At 67.3% G+C, this 15,951-nt stretch carries 13 protein-coding genes; 4 read left to right on the forward strand and 9 right to left on the reverse strand.

The genetic code is table 11. The features are described 5' to 3' along the window. Positions 1-214: 214 nt before the first annotated feature. Entirely contained in the window at positions 215-1,348 is a 1,134-nt protein-coding gene (locus IPK85_07415) for a hypothetical protein (GenBank protein MBK8247204.1), read from the reverse strand. An 86-nt stretch (positions 1,349-1,434) separates the two neighbouring features. Next, positions 1,435-2,604 carry a pyridoxal phosphate-dependent aminotransferase gene (locus tag IPK85_07420; protein MBK8247205.1) on the reverse strand — a complete coding sequence of 390 codons (1,170 nt, stop codon included), beginning with the start codon at positions 2,602-2,604 and terminating at the stop codon, positions 1,435-1,437. Positions 2,605-2,716: 112 nt separating this feature from the next. Between IPK85_07420 and IPK85_07425 the strand changes: the two genes are divergently transcribed. Together IPK85_07425 and IPK85_07430 are read left to right on the forward strand one after the other, a co-directional pair. Further along, positions 2,717-4,015, forward strand: a complete 1,299-nt coding sequence (locus IPK85_07425) for a dicarboxylate/amino acid:cation symporter (protein ID MBK8247206.1) — start codon at positions 2,717-2,719, stop codon at positions 4,013-4,015. Beyond that, complete coding sequence (locus IPK85_07430; GenBank protein MBK8247207.1) at positions 4,012-5,109, forward strand: alpha/beta hydrolase; 1,098 nt, start codon at positions 4,012-4,014, stop codon at positions 5,107-5,109. Before IPK85_07425 ends, IPK85_07430 begins: the two co-directional genes overlap by 4 nt. Before the next feature lie 55 nt (positions 5,110-5,164). On the opposite strand, the gene IPK85_07435 is transcribed toward IPK85_07430, so the two are convergent. After that, positions 5,165-5,422, reverse strand: coding sequence for a DUF2191 domain-containing protein (locus tag IPK85_07435; protein ID MBK8247208.1), 258 nt, complete (start codon positions 5,420-5,422; stop codon positions 5,165-5,167). A 189-nt stretch (positions 5,423-5,611) separates the two neighbouring features. Here IPK85_07435 and IPK85_07440 point away from each other — a divergent pair, with 189 nt between their 5' ends. Next, a complete protein-coding gene (locus IPK85_07440) occupies positions 5,612-6,400 on the forward strand; it encodes a methyltransferase domain-containing protein (protein ID MBK8247209.1) in 789 nt (262 codons plus the stop codon). Positions 6,401-6,557: 157 nt separating this feature from the next. Here IPK85_07440 and IPK85_07445 read toward each other — a convergent pair whose 3' ends face one another. The 4 genes from IPK85_07445 to IPK85_07460 all read right to left on the reverse strand — a co-directional run bounded on the left by IPK85_07445 (position 6,558) and on the right by IPK85_07460 (position 12,375). Then, positions 6,558-7,739, reverse strand: coding sequence for a hypothetical protein (locus tag IPK85_07445; protein MBK8247210.1), 1,182 nt, complete (start codon positions 7,737-7,739; stop codon positions 6,558-6,560). A 57-nt stretch (positions 7,740-7,796) separates the two neighbouring features. After that, positions 7,797-9,986 carry a hypothetical protein gene (locus IPK85_07450; GenBank protein MBK8247211.1) on the reverse strand — a complete coding sequence of 730 codons (2,190 nt, stop codon included), beginning with the start codon at positions 9,984-9,986 and terminating at the stop codon, positions 7,797-7,799. 103 nt (positions 9,987-10,089) lie between these two features. Next, complete coding sequence (locus IPK85_07455) at positions 10,090-10,644, reverse strand: TVP38/TMEM64 family protein (GenBank protein MBK8247212.1); 555 nt, start codon at positions 10,642-10,644, stop codon at positions 10,090-10,092. Positions 10,645-10,848: 204 nt separating this feature from the next. Next, positions 10,849-12,375 (reverse strand): peptidase S10, encoded by a 1,527-nt coding sequence (locus IPK85_07460; GenBank protein ID MBK8247213.1) that lies wholly within the window; start codon positions 12,373-12,375, stop codon positions 10,849-10,851. On the opposite strand from IPK85_07460, the gene IPK85_07465 reads away from it, so the two are divergent. After that, positions 12,374-13,564, forward strand: a complete 1,191-nt coding sequence (locus IPK85_07465) for a hypothetical protein (protein MBK8247214.1) — start codon at positions 12,374-12,376, stop codon at positions 13,562-13,564. The genes IPK85_07460 and IPK85_07465 overlap by 2 nt on opposite strands. Before the next feature lie 126 nt (positions 13,565-13,690). Here the strand turns inward: IPK85_07465 and IPK85_07470 are convergent, their stop codons facing one another. Next, the gene (locus tag IPK85_07470; protein ID MBK8247215.1) at positions 13,691-14,227 is read right to left on the reverse strand and encodes a fasciclin domain-containing protein; all 537 of its coding nucleotides are present in this window, start codon (positions 14,225-14,227) and stop codon (positions 13,691-13,693) included. 304 nt (positions 14,228-14,531) lie between these two features. Beyond that, complete coding sequence (gene argH / locus IPK85_07475; protein ID MBK8247216.1) at positions 14,532-15,947, reverse strand: argininosuccinate lyase; 1,416 nt, start codon at positions 15,945-15,947, stop codon at positions 14,532-14,534. Between the last annotated feature and the right edge of the window lie 4 nt (positions 15,948-15,951).

Consider the following 15,951-nt stretch of genomic DNA (forward strand, 5'->3'; position numbering starts at 1 on the left):
GCCAATGGGTAAACCCTACCGCGGCGCCGCCCCCGTGTAGAGCTCCATGCGCTCCTCCACGTGCACCCAGCCGCGCGACACGTCGCCCGGGTCGAGCCGGTCGAACATGTAGGAGGCGAGCCGGAGCTCCTTCGACCGATTGAGCACGGCAATCGACTCCACCCACGCGCCGCGACCTGTGCAGACCAGGTACAGCGACGCGCCGCCGTGCTGATCATGTACCGAGTCTACCCGGACGCGGCTCCCGAGCAGGTTCGCGACGCGCGATGGCAAGCGTGGAGGCGGACATGGTGGAAGGGCGAGCGGTCGCATAGACCCGCACCTCCATCTGCCAGTTCCCGGGCTCACCGTCGAGGCGCGCCACCTGGATGGTGCTGAATTGCTGGGAGCGCCGCCACGCGGCCAGGGTGCGCGCAAACGGATCGGTGGATGTGGCCATCAGGGGACAGGCGAAACGCACGCCCCACGCGTGACACGTCGCCCAACTCCGCGCCGGTTGCGACCAGGGGCGCACGATCCCAGCGATCTCGCCGGGTGACCAAGTGGAGACCATCCCATCCCCTTCACGCCCGATCGGGTACTCCGCTGCGAACGGTCCTGCCCACGGCCGCGGCTCGGGGGTCGCCACTGCCGGGGCCGCGGGGGCCAGGCGCGACCACTGATGCATCGTCCAGGTGCCTAACGGGATGCCCGCATTGGTTTCCGCCCACAACCCGAGCTTCACGGCCTCGCGATACCGGGCCTCGAACACCAGGTCGCCCGCGCGGTTGCTCGCCATGCGAACCTCGCCGATCACCGTGTCCCGGGGATTCCCGTCGCGGTCGCGGTACCACCCCTCGAGGAATCGCTCGCTCACCACGCGCCCTGCATCGCACTCGTAGTCCCTGCCACGGGTCAAGACGTAGCGACGCACGGGGGTGAGGGAGAGCTTCGCGAGGTTCGCCGCGTACTCCTCGTCGGTCATCGCGAAGAAGCTCCCCTCCCGCCACCGGACCGCGGCGTGCCGCAGCTTGCCCGCCTCGTACTCGCCCGGGTCCCCGTGCTCGCGGGACCAGGCCCGTTGCGCGGCGATCAGCGAATCGCTCCGGCGCGTAGTGATCACCAGGGAGTCGTCAGCCTCTCCCTCGACGGTGATCGTCTCCCAGTTGAAGCGGGGCCGCCGGCGCCCGATGGACCGTCCGAGGCTCGACTGGACGAACTCGCGCGCGAAGTCGACCCGCCACGTCCCCGAGAGCTCGGGGCAAGCGCCACCCGTCAGGGCGGCGACGGCGCCGGGCATCGAGGCCCACCCCTCCGGGTAGCCGTCACCACAGGCTCCGGCGACCACCAGGGCCGGGAGCAGCAGCATGCGTTGGAAACCCCGCTCGATTCGATGCATCCATCCCGGACGCCGGAGCGGGACCGCCGGTCACAGGCGCGTGGGGCGCCCGGGGATCATCCCGCGAGGTACCCGCGCATCGCGGAGAGTCCTTCCTCGAGTTGCGCCATGCTGGAGGTATAGGACATCCGGATGAACTCGTTCGCGCGATGCTCGCCAAAGTCCTTGCCCGGCGTCACCGCGACCCCGGTGGCCTGCAGCAATCCCATCGCAAAGCCCCAGCTGTCCCGCGAGTGTTCCGTGATGTCGGCGTAGACATAGAAGGCCCCATCCGGCTCGCACGGCACGCGCAACCCCATCTCGGCCAGGGTCGGCAGCAGGAAGTCGCGTCGCCGCTGCATCTCCGCACGCTGCACTTCATAGATCGCCGTACTCTCCGGCTCCAGTGCGGCCACACCGGCCCACTGCGCCGGCGCCGCGGGGCAAATGTAGAAATGCGCCTGCATCCGGCTGATCGCCTCCAGTGCCCAGGGCGGCACCACGAGCCAGCCGAGCCGCCACCCGGTCATGCAGTAGTACTTGGAGAACGAGTTGACGACAAAGACGTCGTCGCCTAACGAAGCGGCAGACGGCGGTTGGTGGCCATACGTCAGGCCATGATAGATCTCGTCGACGACCAGCACCCCGCCGCGTGAGCGCACCACCTGGTGAATGGCGGCGAGTTCGCCCGGGTCGATGCTGGTCCCCGTCGGGTTCGACGGCGACGCAATCATCACCCCGCGGGTCCGGTCGCTCCACTCACGGTCGACCATCTCCGCCGTCAGCTGGTACCGCGTCTCGGCGCCGACCGGAACCAGCTGCGCCGACGCCCCGCAGCCGAGCAAGACGGCGCGGTTGGACGGATACGCCGGGTCGGCCATCATGATCGCGTCACCGGGTTCGGCGAACGCCATGAAGGCAAGCATCAAGGCCCCGGACGCGCCCGCGGTCACCACGATCCGCTCGGCGTCCACGTCCACCCCGTACCGCGTGGCATAGTGCTGCGACAGGGCACGGCGCAGCGGCGGAATGCCGAGGGGCTGCGTGTAGTGCGTCTCACCGCGGAGGGCGGCATCCATCCCGGCCCGAATCACCCGCTCCGGCGTGTGAAAGTCCGGTTCGCCGACACACATGAGGATCGTGCGCCCCTTCTCCGCCAGGACTAGGGCCTGTCGATAAATGTCGACGGCGTAGAACGGCTGGATGAGCTGGGCGCGGGTCGCGAGACGAGGGGCGGACTGGTGCATGGTGGGTGTAAGGCGTCGAGCAAAGCTACTCTGATGCCGACGGTTGACGGGCGCAGCGGCGAGGTGCACCGTCCCGCGCGTCTGCCGTCTGCCGCTCCCCACCGTCCCGGCCTTGACCCTCACCACCCGCGTCCTCATCGCCCTCGTCGCCGGCTTCGCCGGGGGGTTGGCCCTGAGACCGGTCGCCAGTGCGACCGGGGTCAGCCAGTTCGTGGCCACCCTCGAGGTCATCGGGTCACTGTGGGTCAACGCGATCCGGATGACGGTGGTCCCCCTGGTCGTCTCGCTCTTGGTTACCGGGGTTTCCTCGGCCGCCGACGCCCGCGTGGTGCGCAGCGTCGGCGGGCGGGCATTTGCATCGTTCATCGGACTGCTGGGGCTCGCCGCCGTTGTGGGGCTGCTCATCGTCCCCCTCCTCTTTGCGGGACTCACGATCGACCCGGCCACCAGCGCCAGCCTGCGCGAAAGCGCAGTCTCGGGCGCGTCAGAGGTCGTGAGCGCGACGAAGGCGGTGCCCACCTTCTCGCAGTTCCTCACCAACCTCATCCCGATCAACCCGGTCAAGGCCGCGGCTGATGGGGCGATGTTGCCGCTGGTCATCTTCTCCGTGTTGTTTGGCTTCGCGCTCCTGCGCCTGTCGACCGAGCAACGGGCCCCGGTTCTCGCATTCTTCAAGGCGTTAGGCGACGCGATCCTCGTGCTGGTGCGCTGGATCATCAGCCTGTCGCCGGTCGGCGTCTTCTGCTTGATGCTCCCGATGGTATCGCGCACCGGGCTCGACACGGCGAGCGCCCTCACCTACTACATCGTCGCGATGGCAGCGGCGAACGTCATCCTCATCATCCTGCTCTACCCGACGGTGTGGATCGTCGCGCGGGTGTCCATGGCGCGATTCGCCCGCGCCGCGCTGCCGGCGCAGGCCGTCGCGGTGAGCACACGTTCGTCGCTGGCCTCGCTGCCGGCGCTGATCGAGGGGGCGGAAACACGCCTCGGACTCCCGGAGTCGGTCACCCGCGTCGCGTTGCCCCTCGCGGTCTCCACCTTCAAGATCGGGTCGCCGGTGGTGTGGACGGTGGCGTCGATCTTCCTGGCACGCCTGTACGGCGTGGACCTCACCATGGCCGATCGCCTGACCATCGCGGCGACGGCGGCGCTGTCGTCCTTTAGTGTCCCCGGGGTGCCACACGGCTGGCTGCTCCTCCTATCACCACTCATTGCCTCGCTGGGGATCCCGGTGGAAAGCATTGCGCTGCTCTTCGCCGTCGACGTCATCCCCGATACATTTGCGACGACCCTCAACGTGACAGCGGATATGGCGAGTGTGGCGATTGTGGCGGAGGGGCCGGGGGCCGAACCCCACGGACGAGGCACGGGCGGTACGAGCAGCACGGGCAGTACGAGGGGCACGTGAAGCACGCGACCGGAGTACTCCACGCCATCGTGCTCGGCCTCCTCGTCGGAGGATGCACCCCCGACGTTTCGGAGCGCACGGCCGTCGTCGCGCGGGTCGCCGACCTGGTGAAGAACACGAACCCGGAAGGGATAGACACCCTCGAGGTCGTCACCATCGGCGGTACACGCCAGGCCATCACCATTCGTGGTCGCGACCGGACGAATCCCATCCTGTTGTTCATCCACGGCGGTCCCGCCAATCCCACCATGCCGATCAGCTGGGCCTTCCAGCGGCCGTGGGAGGACTACTTCACGGTCGTGCAATGGGACCAGCGCGGGAGCGGCAAGAGCTCGTTTGCACCGGCAGACCAGGAACGCATGGCACCGACCATGACGCTGGACACGATCGTCACCGATGGCCTCGCGATCGTGGATCACCTGCGCCGTCGGCTGGGACAGGACAAGGTCATCGTGATGGGGTGGTCGTGGGGGACCGCCGTCGGCGCGCGCATGGCCCTGCGGGCACCGGAGAAGTTCCATGGCTACATCGGGCTCGGCCAAACAGTAAATGCAGCCGCCGAACGTGCGGCCTACGAGGGCGCGCTCGCCCGCGCGCGAAAGGCGGGAAATGCGGAGGCCGTGAAGGAACTCGAGGCACTCGAGCCCTATCCTGGTGAGCAAGGCGAGCGGATCCTGCCCGGCGCCGGCACGGTGCGAAAATGGGCACGCATGTACAACGGCGGATGGTACGGACGGACGGACCTTGCGTTGTACGACGCGTTAAACGAGTGGGCACCGGAGTACAGCGACGCCGAACTGGCCGCGCACGCGCAGGCCGGAAATTGGGCGCTGCCATTCCTGATCCGCAGCATGATGCAGCGAGACCTGCTCGTCGAAGGCGCGACCTTCCAAGTGCCGGTGCTGTTCCTCATGGGGCGCTGGGACCTGCACACCCCCCTTGAACCGGTGCAGGCGTACTACGAGCGCGTGACGGCACCATCAAAGAAGCTGGTAATCTTCGAGAAGAGTGGGCACTTCTCGATGTTCGAGGAGCCCGGTCGGCTGTTGGTCACCCTGGTCCAGGAAGTCCTCCCATGGGTGTCAGGGCGATGACTTGATCCGCGTTCTCGACCAGGTCGCACGCCGTGAGAGTCGAGTCGGACTTCGATCAACTGCCGCGTTCGTCCCCTCTTTCGCCGACCCGCTCCCAGCGGCCGAACTCAACCCCGGGCTGAAGTCCCTGCCCGGAAACGCTGGCGTCGCGCAGCTTGAAGCCGCGTTCACGTCCGCGCTCTCCGGAAAGCACCGTCCGTAGCCCCTGCTCAATGAGCTCACGGAGTGTGCAGTTGTCGCGCGCGGCGGCAGCCTTGGCGGCCTCCAGAAGTGCATCAGCAATCTCGATGGTAATCTTCATGGTGCGTAGCACTATCGTCCTGCTCGGGTGGGCGCGCAACCGGAAGCGTTGGCGTGGTGGCCCTGGGCGGGGCGACTCGTGCAGGGGGAGCCGGTGCGACTCCGCGCTGCGCGCTCGACCAGCGGTCGAAGGGCGCCGCCGAACGGATGCCATCGCTCGCATCATCTGACTATCCTCCGCGGTCCACTCCCCGGTTTCGCCATGGACCATATCGAAGCAGGCCGCTACTGGAACGACAACGCCGAGGTGTGGACGCAGCTCGCCCGCGGTGGGTACGACCTCTATCGCGACAAGCTGAACACGCCAGCGTTTCTGGCCTCACTCCCCGAGGTGCGCGGGCGAGAGGGGCTGGACCTGGGTTGCGGTGAGGGGCACAACACGCGCCTCCTCGCGGACCGCGGCGCGCGGATGACGGCGATCGACATTTCCGAGATCTTCATCTCACACGCACGTGCCGCCGAAGCGGCCCGGCCGCTCGGGATCACGTACCAGGTCGCAAGTGCTGTCGAACTCCCCTTCCCGGATGAGGCCTTCGACTTTGTCGTCGCCTTCATGAGCCTGATGGAGTTTCCGGAGACCGACCGCGCACTGGCCGAGGCGCGTCGCGTGCTCCGTCCGGGCGGGTTCCTGCAGTTCTCGATCGAGCACCCTTGCTTCTCCACGCCGCACCGCCGCCAGCTGCGTGACGCGAACGGCATGACCTACGCGATCGAGGTGGGCGGTTACTTCCAGCGCCCGCACGCCGCGATCGAGGAATGGATCTTTGGTGCGGCACCAGTCGAGGTGAAGGCAGGGATGCGCAAGTTCCGCATCCCGCGTTTCCCACGCCCGCTGCATGAGTGGGTCAACCTCCTGGTGGAGGGCGGCTTCACGATCGAACGGATGGAGGAGCCTGCGCCGAGTGCCGAGACGGTGCGCGAGGTACCCTACATACAGGATGCGTCGGTTGTGCCGTACTTTCTGCACATCAGGGTGCGCAGGGACGCCTGAAGGGCAAAGGGCCAGGGCGCAGCACGAGAGGCACGAGCAGCCCGGGCTGCACGGGTGGCACGGGACTCGTGCTGCTCAACTCCCGTGCGGCTCGTGCTGCGCCATTGCCGTATCTGCTCCAGATCACGGCGGTGGCCTGGCGCCCGAAGGCCGCCGCCTAACGAATCGGATTGATCGCGCGGATCCCGGCCCACGTGCCGCGGAAGGGGACCACGGCGGTGATATAGGTGAGCCAGGTTTCGTCCGTGGAACTCGCCAGTCCCCACGCGCCCTGGTCAGGGTCGGCGGAGAGGAACTGGCCTCGCAGGGTCGGCTGACCGGGGGCCGACACGTCGACCGCCACGAGCTGACTGGCCCCCGCCGAGAGATACACGAGCTGCCGGGCGGCATCGAAGTGGAGTTGGTTGGTGTGCCCGCCGCTGTTCAGCCAGATGTTGGAAGCGGACTCACAGGACCACGGATTCCACCAGCCCAGCAACCGTGGGGTCGACGGCGTGGTGACGTCCACGATCTCCAGGCCGCAGTAGTCCACCGCGAGGTAGGCGCGACCATTGGCGACCTGGACACTGTTGTAAGCCTGCGGCTTGTTGCGCACGCCAGGGTTGATGAACCGGCCCAGCTCCACCGGGGCCCCCAAGTCGGCGATGTCGACGATCCGGAGACCTCCGGCATCGTTAGCCACAAAAAGACGCGTGCCATCAACGGCGAGTCCCCGCGCATTGGGATGCTCCGTGGCCGATGGGTTCGGCTTGGGAAAGTTCGGATCCGGCAGGATGGTGGCCAGGAGCGGTGTGGTATCGCTGCGCGAGATATCAAAGGCCAGGACGCCATGTCGCTTGGCGGCCAAAAAGAGCCGACTCCCACTTGCCACGAGCGCCGTGGTGCCGCTCATGACCGTCGACGAGATCCACCGCGCCGTCACGCGCGGACTGGTGGGGTCCGAGACGTCGAGCGTGATGAGGCCGGTCCTCGACCCCTGGCTGCTGAAGAAGTCACCAATGCCGAGGTAGAGGACGGTGCCTCGCTGCAAGAGCGCGGTGGCGTGCAGTCCGCCGAGGGCGCTGATCCCGACCGTGGCCACTACGACCGGCGCGCTGGTCCCGTTGCGACGGAGCACGCTAAGGCCGCCCTCCTTGGTCGCCACGTAAAGGAACGTGAGTCCCCTAGCGTCAGGCGCGACGGCCAGGGGAAGTCCACCAGGGAGCGGCAACTCCCAACGCAGGGTCCCGGCGACCGGCGCGGGTGTTGGCGTCGAGGGTGCCGACGTGCCCGCCAGCTGGCATGCAGCGGCGAGCACGAGCCAGGCTACCGAACCCCACGATGTGCGACGACTTGGCATGCGGTCAGGGCGAGATACAAAATCGACGTCCAATGGGAGGTGACGTCACGGCGCCGCCTATATGACCTGCCCAAAGTCGACGCGCAGCTTCCACGGTCCTGACCGATCCGTGGCCCGCGCCGCGCCCACGCCGATCGCACCACCAAAGAACCGCAGCCCCACGGTGATCGATGTCCGGATGCCGTCGGTGGCGCGCGCCACGGGGACGACAACGCCGAGCGGCACGGATCCATCGACAGGTGGCGGCTGCTCAACGCGCGTCGCCAGGCGCCAGTTCGCCTGCTGCGCTCCCGTGCCGGACAGCTCCGTCACTGCGGCCTGCGCCCCGAAGGCGAGCGCCGGCGACAACCCCGGGAGCAGGAAGCGACCAAGGGGAATGGGTGCCTCGAGCACGGGGAGCCGGTACATGGTGAGGCCGCGCAGCATCGCCGCCCGGTCGCCGACAAACTCCTTGTAGCCGTATCCCTGCAGTCGCTGGTTTCGCCCGACCTCGAAGAGCTGCTGCGGAGGTACCGAATCGCCGAACAGGAGCCCAAGGTCGCCACGTGCGACGAGTGTGAGGCGCCCACGATTGCTCCGGGCCATCACCCGTGCGTCGAGGCGGGTGAAGCGCAGGTCGCCCACGCCATGCTCCACGTTGACCAACCCGCCGATGCCCGTCCGCATGAACTCGGCGTTCACGTCCGGATGAAACTCGAACGAGGCCCAGGTGCGCCACCAGGTGCCGGGGTCGACGCCGCGGTTGTCCCGGAATCCGGAATCGCCGCGAAACAACCCGCGTGACAGGTGAGGGACCACGTGCGCGTCGCGCACCGGGCCGGTCTCCATGCGCAGCGTGCCGAACGCCTGCCCAACGCGACGGTGCACACCAACCGCGGCCAACCGGCGGTCCACGTAGTCGTAGTCGTCCACGCCAAAGACCGCTCCGAGCGTCGAGCCACTGTCAAACGCGCTGCGGAAGTCGTTGGTGATGTCGAGCGACCGGCCGGCACGCACGAGCGTGGTCCACGCCCCGCGCTCCAGCTGTGCGGACGCGCGCCCCCGAACGACCTGCTCGCTCCACGCCCACCCCGCGGTGCCCTGTAGCACCAACCCCGGAAAGGCGTCTCGAAAGCGGTGTTGCACCCCCCATCCGGTGAACGCTCCCTCGATGCGATTCACGCGCAGGGCGTCCATCACGCGCGGCACCCGAAAGTCGGTACGCGGCGCCCCGGTGGGCCGCCACACGTCGGGCGCGAGGTCGTCGAAGTCATCGCTGTGGACGCCACTCGTGAGATCCCCCAGGTCCCGCCGCCACTCACGAAATGCAGCCAGAGACTCGGCAGCCACACGGGCCAGGCGATAGGGGGACGGCACCAGGGAGTCGACGCGCGCCACGATCACGGTGTCGTTGACCTGGTGCTGGCGGTAGCGCGAGACGATGCGAAAGATGTTGCGGGCATCAGTCGCCGCCGTCCACGCCGCCTGGGCTTCCCATCGCTGGTAGGTGGGCAACCAATAGCGTCCCTCGAACTCGCCGTTCTCCAGCTCAACGAACGCAATGGCCTGGAAGCCACTGAGGGCAAACGCGCGCAGTGCCAGGTTAGGGCGCGCTGGCCGCGGGGCGACGAAGTACCCTCGCATGCGTACCAACTGGTGGCGCGTCGCGTCCAGGTCCAGCTCCCCGCGAAAGACCACCGTGCGTGGGGGGAGGTCGGTGCGTGGTTCGACCGTAACTCGCACGATCGGCAGCTCCCGGTCGCCAACCCGCATCGTGATGACGGTGTCACCCCCGGAGAAGCGATACACGCGATCGCGATCCGCGGCGAGCGGATGGATCGCACTCATGGGTTCACGCTGCTGTCGGCGCACCGTGCGACGCGAGGTGTCGCGTCCGAACAGAATCGAGAGCCGGTTCCCGTAGAGGATCGGCACCGTCCAGGGCGACGTCATGAACCCCAGCGACGAGAACTGCAGCCCCAGCGATTGGGATCGGTACCCGATGACCCGTTGCTCAAAGTCGCCCGGTACCCGCCAGCGCACCTCGTTCTGCACCTGCTCCAGCGAGACGACTCCCTCCATTCCCTCTGCGCGACGACCGACGATCGCAATCTCGCTCTCGACGGTGGCCCGGTAGGCCGTGAGCCCGGCCGGAACGTCGCGATTGCGCCGTGACGCCTCCGCGACGAAAGCGCGAAGCTGTTCGCTGGTGTACGAACTGTCGGGCGTGATGGCGCCGAGCTGGGCGATGAGCAGGAACGCGAGCATGTCGAGCAGTACGCCTTGGGCGGGGGATGAGTTCCGGCGGTACGGTGGTCGAGCGGAAGCCCGGGCTCAACCCGACCCAGTCGTCGTCGGCCTCGCCGCCTCGTTAGCCGCGCCGTCGCAGGCGCCAGCCGACCAGCACGATAACGAAGACCAGGGCACCCCACTTCACCGCGGGATGCGACATCCAGTGCGCCACGGCCATGCCGCTTGCCGTGAACGCGAACACGCCCGGGACGATGCCAAGCGCCGTGGTCCACAGGAAACGTCCCGCCGGAATTCGCGCGATCCCGGCCGCATAGTTGACCAGGTGAAAGGCCACGATCGGGGTCAGGCGCAGGACGATGAGTTCCACGACCCCGGTTCCCTGGCCAAGGGCCGCAACCCTCTCCTGTCCCCGGGCCCCGAGCCAGCGCTGGCCAAAGCGCTTATGCAGCCATCCAGCCCCGCGAAAGGAGATCCAGGCGCCGCACATTGCGCCGCACCAGGTCACCGCCGAGCCAGTCCAGAGACCAAGCACGGCACCATTCAGCATCGCCGGCAGCTCGGCGGGGATCGGGACGACGGCACTCACCGTCATCAGTACCAGGCAGGCCGGGATGGCGAGCCAGCCGAGTTCCTGCAGGAGGGTGATGAGGGCGTCCGGGGACGGCAGGCTCATGGAGGCGGAGGGGCGATGCCGAGGAGGACGAGGATGGCGAACGATCAACAAAAAAGGCGAAGCACGAGAAGCACGGGCGGCCCGGGCAGCACGCGCGGCACGACGGTGGGCCGCGCGTGCCTCGCTCGTGCTTCCCGGGATGCGTGCGGCGCGTGCTGCTCGTGCTGCTCGTGCTGCACGTGCTTCATCTGTTTGCAGTCCCCGCTACTCTTCCGTCGTCGCCCCCCGCGATCCTTCGATGAAACTCGCGATGTCCCGCTTGAGCTGCCGCAGCAGGGGCGGGACGATGTACATCATGTGGCCACCCTCGTAATACGTCAGCTTCACGCGATCCTTGTACGTCTGCTCGTAGCCGAGGTGATCGAACGTGTACTCCGTCCCACCGAACGGCGTGGCAAAGTCGTAGTACCCGTTCGCGACCAGCACCTTGAGGTACGGGTTCTTCGCCATCGTCGCGCGCAACGACTCGACGAGGTTCAGGTACCGGTTCTGGAACGGCATGTAACTCCACGGTTGAACCTGTCCGCTCGTGAAGTACGGCAGCTCGGTGGTGTACCCGAGGTCGCGCCGGACGTAGTCGAGAAACAGAGCCGTGTACGGCCCGCTCAGGGCATGGTTCGACGGGTCAAACTCCTGCGTCTCGCCAGCGTCATCGGCGTCCAGCGCCGTGTAGCGACCGTCGAGGCGCCCGATCATCAGCCCGCGGTCGCGCAACAACTCCTTGCGAAAGCGCTGGTCCGAGACACGCAGGTTGGCCTGCTCAATGAACTCCACCGACAGGCCGCTGTACCGCGCGACCTTCTGCGCCACGGCACGCCGCTCCTGCGTCGTTAGGCGGTTCCCCTTTACCAGGGATGCCAGGTACTCCCCAAAGGCGAACTGCCGGCTCTCGTCCACGGCCTTCGCCAAGGGCATCGCCTGCAAGTCTGCCGGGAGCTTCTTATGATACCACGCGCTCGCGGTGAACGACGGGAGGAAGTTGGCGTACGGGTAGTCGTTCCCGGCGACGTACCCTTTGGTCTGGTAGTCGAGGATCGAGGAGACGAGGACGATCCCGTTGAGCTCGATCCCATGCCGGTTCTGCAACTCCTCCGCGACCCCGGCGGAGCGCATGGTGCCGTAACTCTCCCCGAGCAGGAATTTCGGTGAGCGCCAGCGATCAAACCGCACGAGCCAGGTGCGAATGAACGCCGAGACACTCTCGATGTCACCGCGCACGCCGGTGAACTGGCTCGCCGGCTCGCCTTCCGCGGGGCGACTGAATCCGGTGTTGATCGGGTCGATCATGACGATGTCGGTCACGTCGAGCGGCGACTGGTCGTTGTCCACCAGTTGGTAGGGCGGCGCTGGCTGGAAACCATCGGCCGCCATTTGCACGCGCTTGGGGCCCATGAGCCCCATGTGCAGCCAGATCCCAGGGGACCCGGGACCGCCGTTGTAGGTGAAGGTGACGGGCCGCGTCTTCGGGTCCATCCCCTCACGGGTGTAGGCGACGAAGAAGAAGTGACCCCGCGCCTTGCCGTTTGGATGACGGAGCGTCAACCTCCCGGTGGTGGAGCGGTACTTCACCTCGGTGCCGCCGATGGTGACGGACCCGACGTTGCTCGAGAACCGGTCGTCGCTGGAGGCCGCCGCGGCCTCCAGCGCCGGGGCAGCGGTGGCCGTAGAAGGACGTGCCTGCGCCGACAAGGCCAGGACGGGGGACAACAACACCAGGAGGGAGGCGCGCATGGCTCTTTCGCGTTGGCGTGAACTGGTGGGGCGTCGGAAAGGAAACGCCGGGCGTCGACTCCTGCTACCGGCCGCGGCGATCTCGGCCGTGATCCTCGTGGCATCGGTGGCGGCGAGCGAGGCCCGCGTGGCCGCCCCGATCCCGGAGCGCCTGAGCGATGCCGAGTTCTGGGCATTGAGTAGCGACCTGTCGGAACCTGCCGGGTACTTCCGCTCCGACAACCTCGTGGGGAACGAGGTCACGATGCAGCACCCCATTCCCGCATTGGTGGACGCGACCCCGCGGGGTGGCGTGTACCTCGGCGTCGGTCCAGACCAGAACTTCACCTATATCGCGGCGATGAAGCCGAAGATCGCGTTCGTGGTGGACATCCGCCGCCTGAACGTGATGCAGCACCTCTACTACAAGTCGTTGTTCGAGTTGAGCGCAACACGCGCGGACTACCTCTCGCGCCTCTTCGCGCGCCCCCGTCCGTCCGGCCTGGATACCACCACGTCGATCGAGGCGATGATGCTCGCCTATCAACAGGTGCCGGCTGATTCGGGCCTGTACCTGCTTACGATGCAGGAGCTGCGGGAGCACTTGCGTACCACGCACGCGTTTCCCATGACCGATGCGGAGTACGCCGGCATCGAGTATGTGGCGACCGCGTTCTACACGGCGGGGCCGGAGCTGACCTACAACTTTGGTTCGGGTCGAGGGGGGCGTGGCTTTGGCGGCGGTCGCTACATGCCTACATATGGGCAGATGATGGCTGAGACCGATGCGCAGGGAGTGCCGCGGAGCTACCTGGGGAGCGAGGAGAACTATCGCACCGTGCGCGAGATGCAACGCCGGAACTTGATCGTGCCGGTCACCGGAGACTTCGCCGGGCCCAAGGCGTTGCGCGCCGTCGGCAACTGGGTGCGTGCCCACGACGCGACGATCTCGGCGTTCTACACAAGCAATGTGGAGCAGTACCTCTTCCAGTCCGACGTGAACTGGCGCGCCTTCTTCTCGAACGTGGCGACCTTGCCGTTGACCCCACAGAGCACCTTCATCCGGGCGTTGTTCAACATGGGGGGATACGGCCCGTCGCCCGGACCACGCTCCGTGACGATGCTCTGCCCGATCGAGCGTCATGTGGCGGCGTACCATGCGGGGACGCTGTCGTCGTACTATGACGTGGCGGGGTGCCCGGCGCGGTAAGGGCGAACTGCCACGGCGAAGCACGAGGGGTACGGGCAGCCCGAGTAGCACGAGCAGCACGGGACGCGTGCTGCTCAGGCCCCGTGCTGCCCGTGCTGCATCGGTTCGCTCTTGGCCGGTTCGTTCCTACTTCCGAAGTACCACCGCATCAATCACGTGCACCATCCCGTTTGACCCGCGGACCGAGGCGAGGATCTTCGCGTCGTCGATGTAGGTGTCCTCGCCCTTCTTGCTGATCGTTGCCTGGCCGCCATCGGCCATCCCGAGGACGAGGCCGTCCGTGAGCTGGGCAAGCTCGAAGGCTGACACGGTGACGTGATGGTGCAGGATGTTGCGGAGCTTGTCTTCGTTCTCAGGCTTGAGCAGATCTTCTACCGTTCCCTTGGGGAGCTTGTCGAACGCCGCGTTGGTCGGCGCGAACACGGTAAACGGGCCCGCATTGGAGAGCGCGTCGACCAGCTTCGCGGCCTGAACCGCAGCGACCAGGGTCGTGTGGTCCTTGGAGCCTACCGCAATCTTCACAACATCCGGCTGCGACTCGCTGTCCTTCACACCTGACTGTCCGGTGAGTTGGGACGGGTCCGCCCCGGCGGCGGCACCCTGCTGTTCGGCGGGCTGGCATGCCACCAGGGCGACCAACACGGTTCCAATGAATGCACGCATTGCGAGATCCTCTCTCCACAACCCCGGACGGGGCTGGCTGGGGCGCACCCCTGACGGCGCACCGGTGAACTACGGCGGGCCGAAAATGGGTACTCCCAATACCGCTTTCTGTAGGACCGCTCCCTAGGCGGGCTCAGGGATTCGGTGACGCGGTGTCAGCGATAGCGGCTACAGCCACATCGAAGCACGAGAGGTCGGGGCAGCACGCGCTGCACGCGACCCTACTGCGTGCCGCCCGTGCTACCGTGCTTGCTCGTGCTGCTCGTGCTGCTCGTACCGCTCGTGCTTCGTCTTGGCGGTTCGCCTACCTCAGCAGCGCGGCTCTTGCCTCGCTCAGCTGCCGCGCCACCGAGTTCGGTCCCGTCCCGCCCGGCACGTCGCGTCGCCGCACCGAGGCCTCTGCTGACAACGCGTCCATGACATCCTCGCCAAACGTCGGATGGGCCGCGGCGTACGCGGCGAGCGGCAGGGTGTGCAACTCGCGACCGCTCACCTCGGCCTCCCGCACGATCGCGCCCACGGCCTTGTGCGACTCCCGGAACGTGACACCACGGTCGACGAGGTAGTCGGCCAGGTCGGTCGCCATCATCACGCTCGACACGGCCGCGCGCATCCGGTCGCGCTGCCAGGTCAGCTCGGCGAGGGTGCCGGCGACCCCTGGCAAGACGAGCAACATCGCATCCACCGACGCAAAGAGCGCGCGCTTGTCGTCCTGCAGGTCCTTGTTGTAGCCGCTGGGCAATCCCTTGAGCGTCGCGAGGAGAGAGACCAGCTCGCCCAGGAAGCGACCGCCACTCCCGCGCGCAATCTCCAGCGCGTCCGGGTTGCGCTTTTGCGGCATCATGCTCGACCCCGTCGTGAACGTGTCGCCGAACTTCACGAAGCCAAACTCACTCGTGCCGAACAGGATGAAATCTTCGGCGATGCGCGAGACATGGCTGCCGAGCATGGCGAGGGCGAACAGCATCTCGACGATGAAGTCGCGGTCGGCGACGGCATCAATCGAGTTGGCGGACAGCCGAGCGAATCCGAGTTCGTCACGCAGCAGGTCGCGTGGGACCGGGAACGCGCAGCCGGCAATCGCCCCGGAGCCCAGGGGGAGCGTGGCAGTGGTCTGCGCGACATGCGCGAGGCGCTCGCGATCGCGCTGGATGGCCCAGAAGTGCGCCAGGACCCAGTGGGCCGCAGACACCGGCTGGGCCCGCTGCAGGTGGGTGTACGCCGGCATTATGTCGTTGACGAGCCCGTCCGCCTGCTCCAGTAACACCTGTTGCAGGTCCCGGACGGCCTGATCCACCGTGCGGCACGCCTCCATCACCCACATGCGGGCACCCGTGGCCACCTGGTCGTTGCGCGACCGTCCGGTGTGCAGCTTGGCCGCCGGGTCGCCAACGATGCCGTGCAGCATCCGGTCGACCATCGTGTGCACGTCCTCGTCGGACGGGTCCGGCTGGGCGCCCGCGGCCAGCCGCCGCGCGACCTCGTCGAGGCCGGTGACGATGGCGTCGCGCTCCGCTGCGGTGAGCACGCCGGCCACCTGCAACGCACGCGCCCACGACTGGGACAGCTTCACGTCGTGCGGCCACAGGCGATAGTCGACGCCAATCGACTTGTTCACGGCGTCCAGCGCGGCCGCCGTCTGTGCCCCAAAGCGGCCGCCCCACAAACGGTGCGAGGACGCCGGCTGGCCCGGCGTCCCCGTCGTGTCGTTGGTGCTCACGTGG

It is taken from the genome of Gemmatimonadota bacterium, from assembly GCA_016712265.1.
Lineage (GTDB): Bacteria > Gemmatimonadota > Gemmatimonadetes > Gemmatimonadales > Gemmatimonadaceae > RBC101.

Coding starts and splice junctions, on each gene's coding strand:
- IPK85_07415 (MBK8247204.1), bottom strand. CDS start 1,348: ATGCTGCTGCTCCCGGCCCTGGTGGTCGCCGGAGCCTGTGGTGACGGC.
- IPK85_07420 (MBK8247205.1), bottom strand. CDS start 2,604: ATGCACCAGTCCGCCCCTCGTCTCGCGACCCGCGCCCAGCTCATCCAG.
- IPK85_07440 (MBK8247209.1), top strand. CDS start 5,612: ATGGACCATATCGAAGCAGGCCGCTACTGGAACGACAACGCCGAGGTG.
- IPK85_07445 (MBK8247210.1), bottom strand. CDS start 7,739: ATGCCAAGTCGTCGCACATCGTGGGGTTCGGTAGCCTGGCTCGTGCTC.
- IPK85_07450 (MBK8247211.1), bottom strand. CDS start 9,986: ATGCTCGCGTTCCTGCTCATCGCCCAGCTCGGCGCCATCACGCCCGAC.
- IPK85_07455 (MBK8247212.1), bottom strand. CDS start 10,644: ATGAGCCTGCCGTCCCCGGACGCCCTCATCACCCTCCTGCAGGAACTC.
- IPK85_07465 (MBK8247214.1), top strand. CDS start 12,374: ATGGCTCTTTCGCGTTGGCGTGAACTGGTGGGGCGTCGGAAAGGAAAC.
- IPK85_07460 (MBK8247213.1), bottom strand. CDS start 12,375: ATGCGCGCCTCCCTCCTGGTGTTGTTGTCCCCCGTCCTGGCCTTGTCG.
- IPK85_07470 (MBK8247215.1), bottom strand. CDS start 14,227: ATGCGTGCATTCATTGGAACCGTGTTGGTCGCCCTGGTGGCATGCCAG.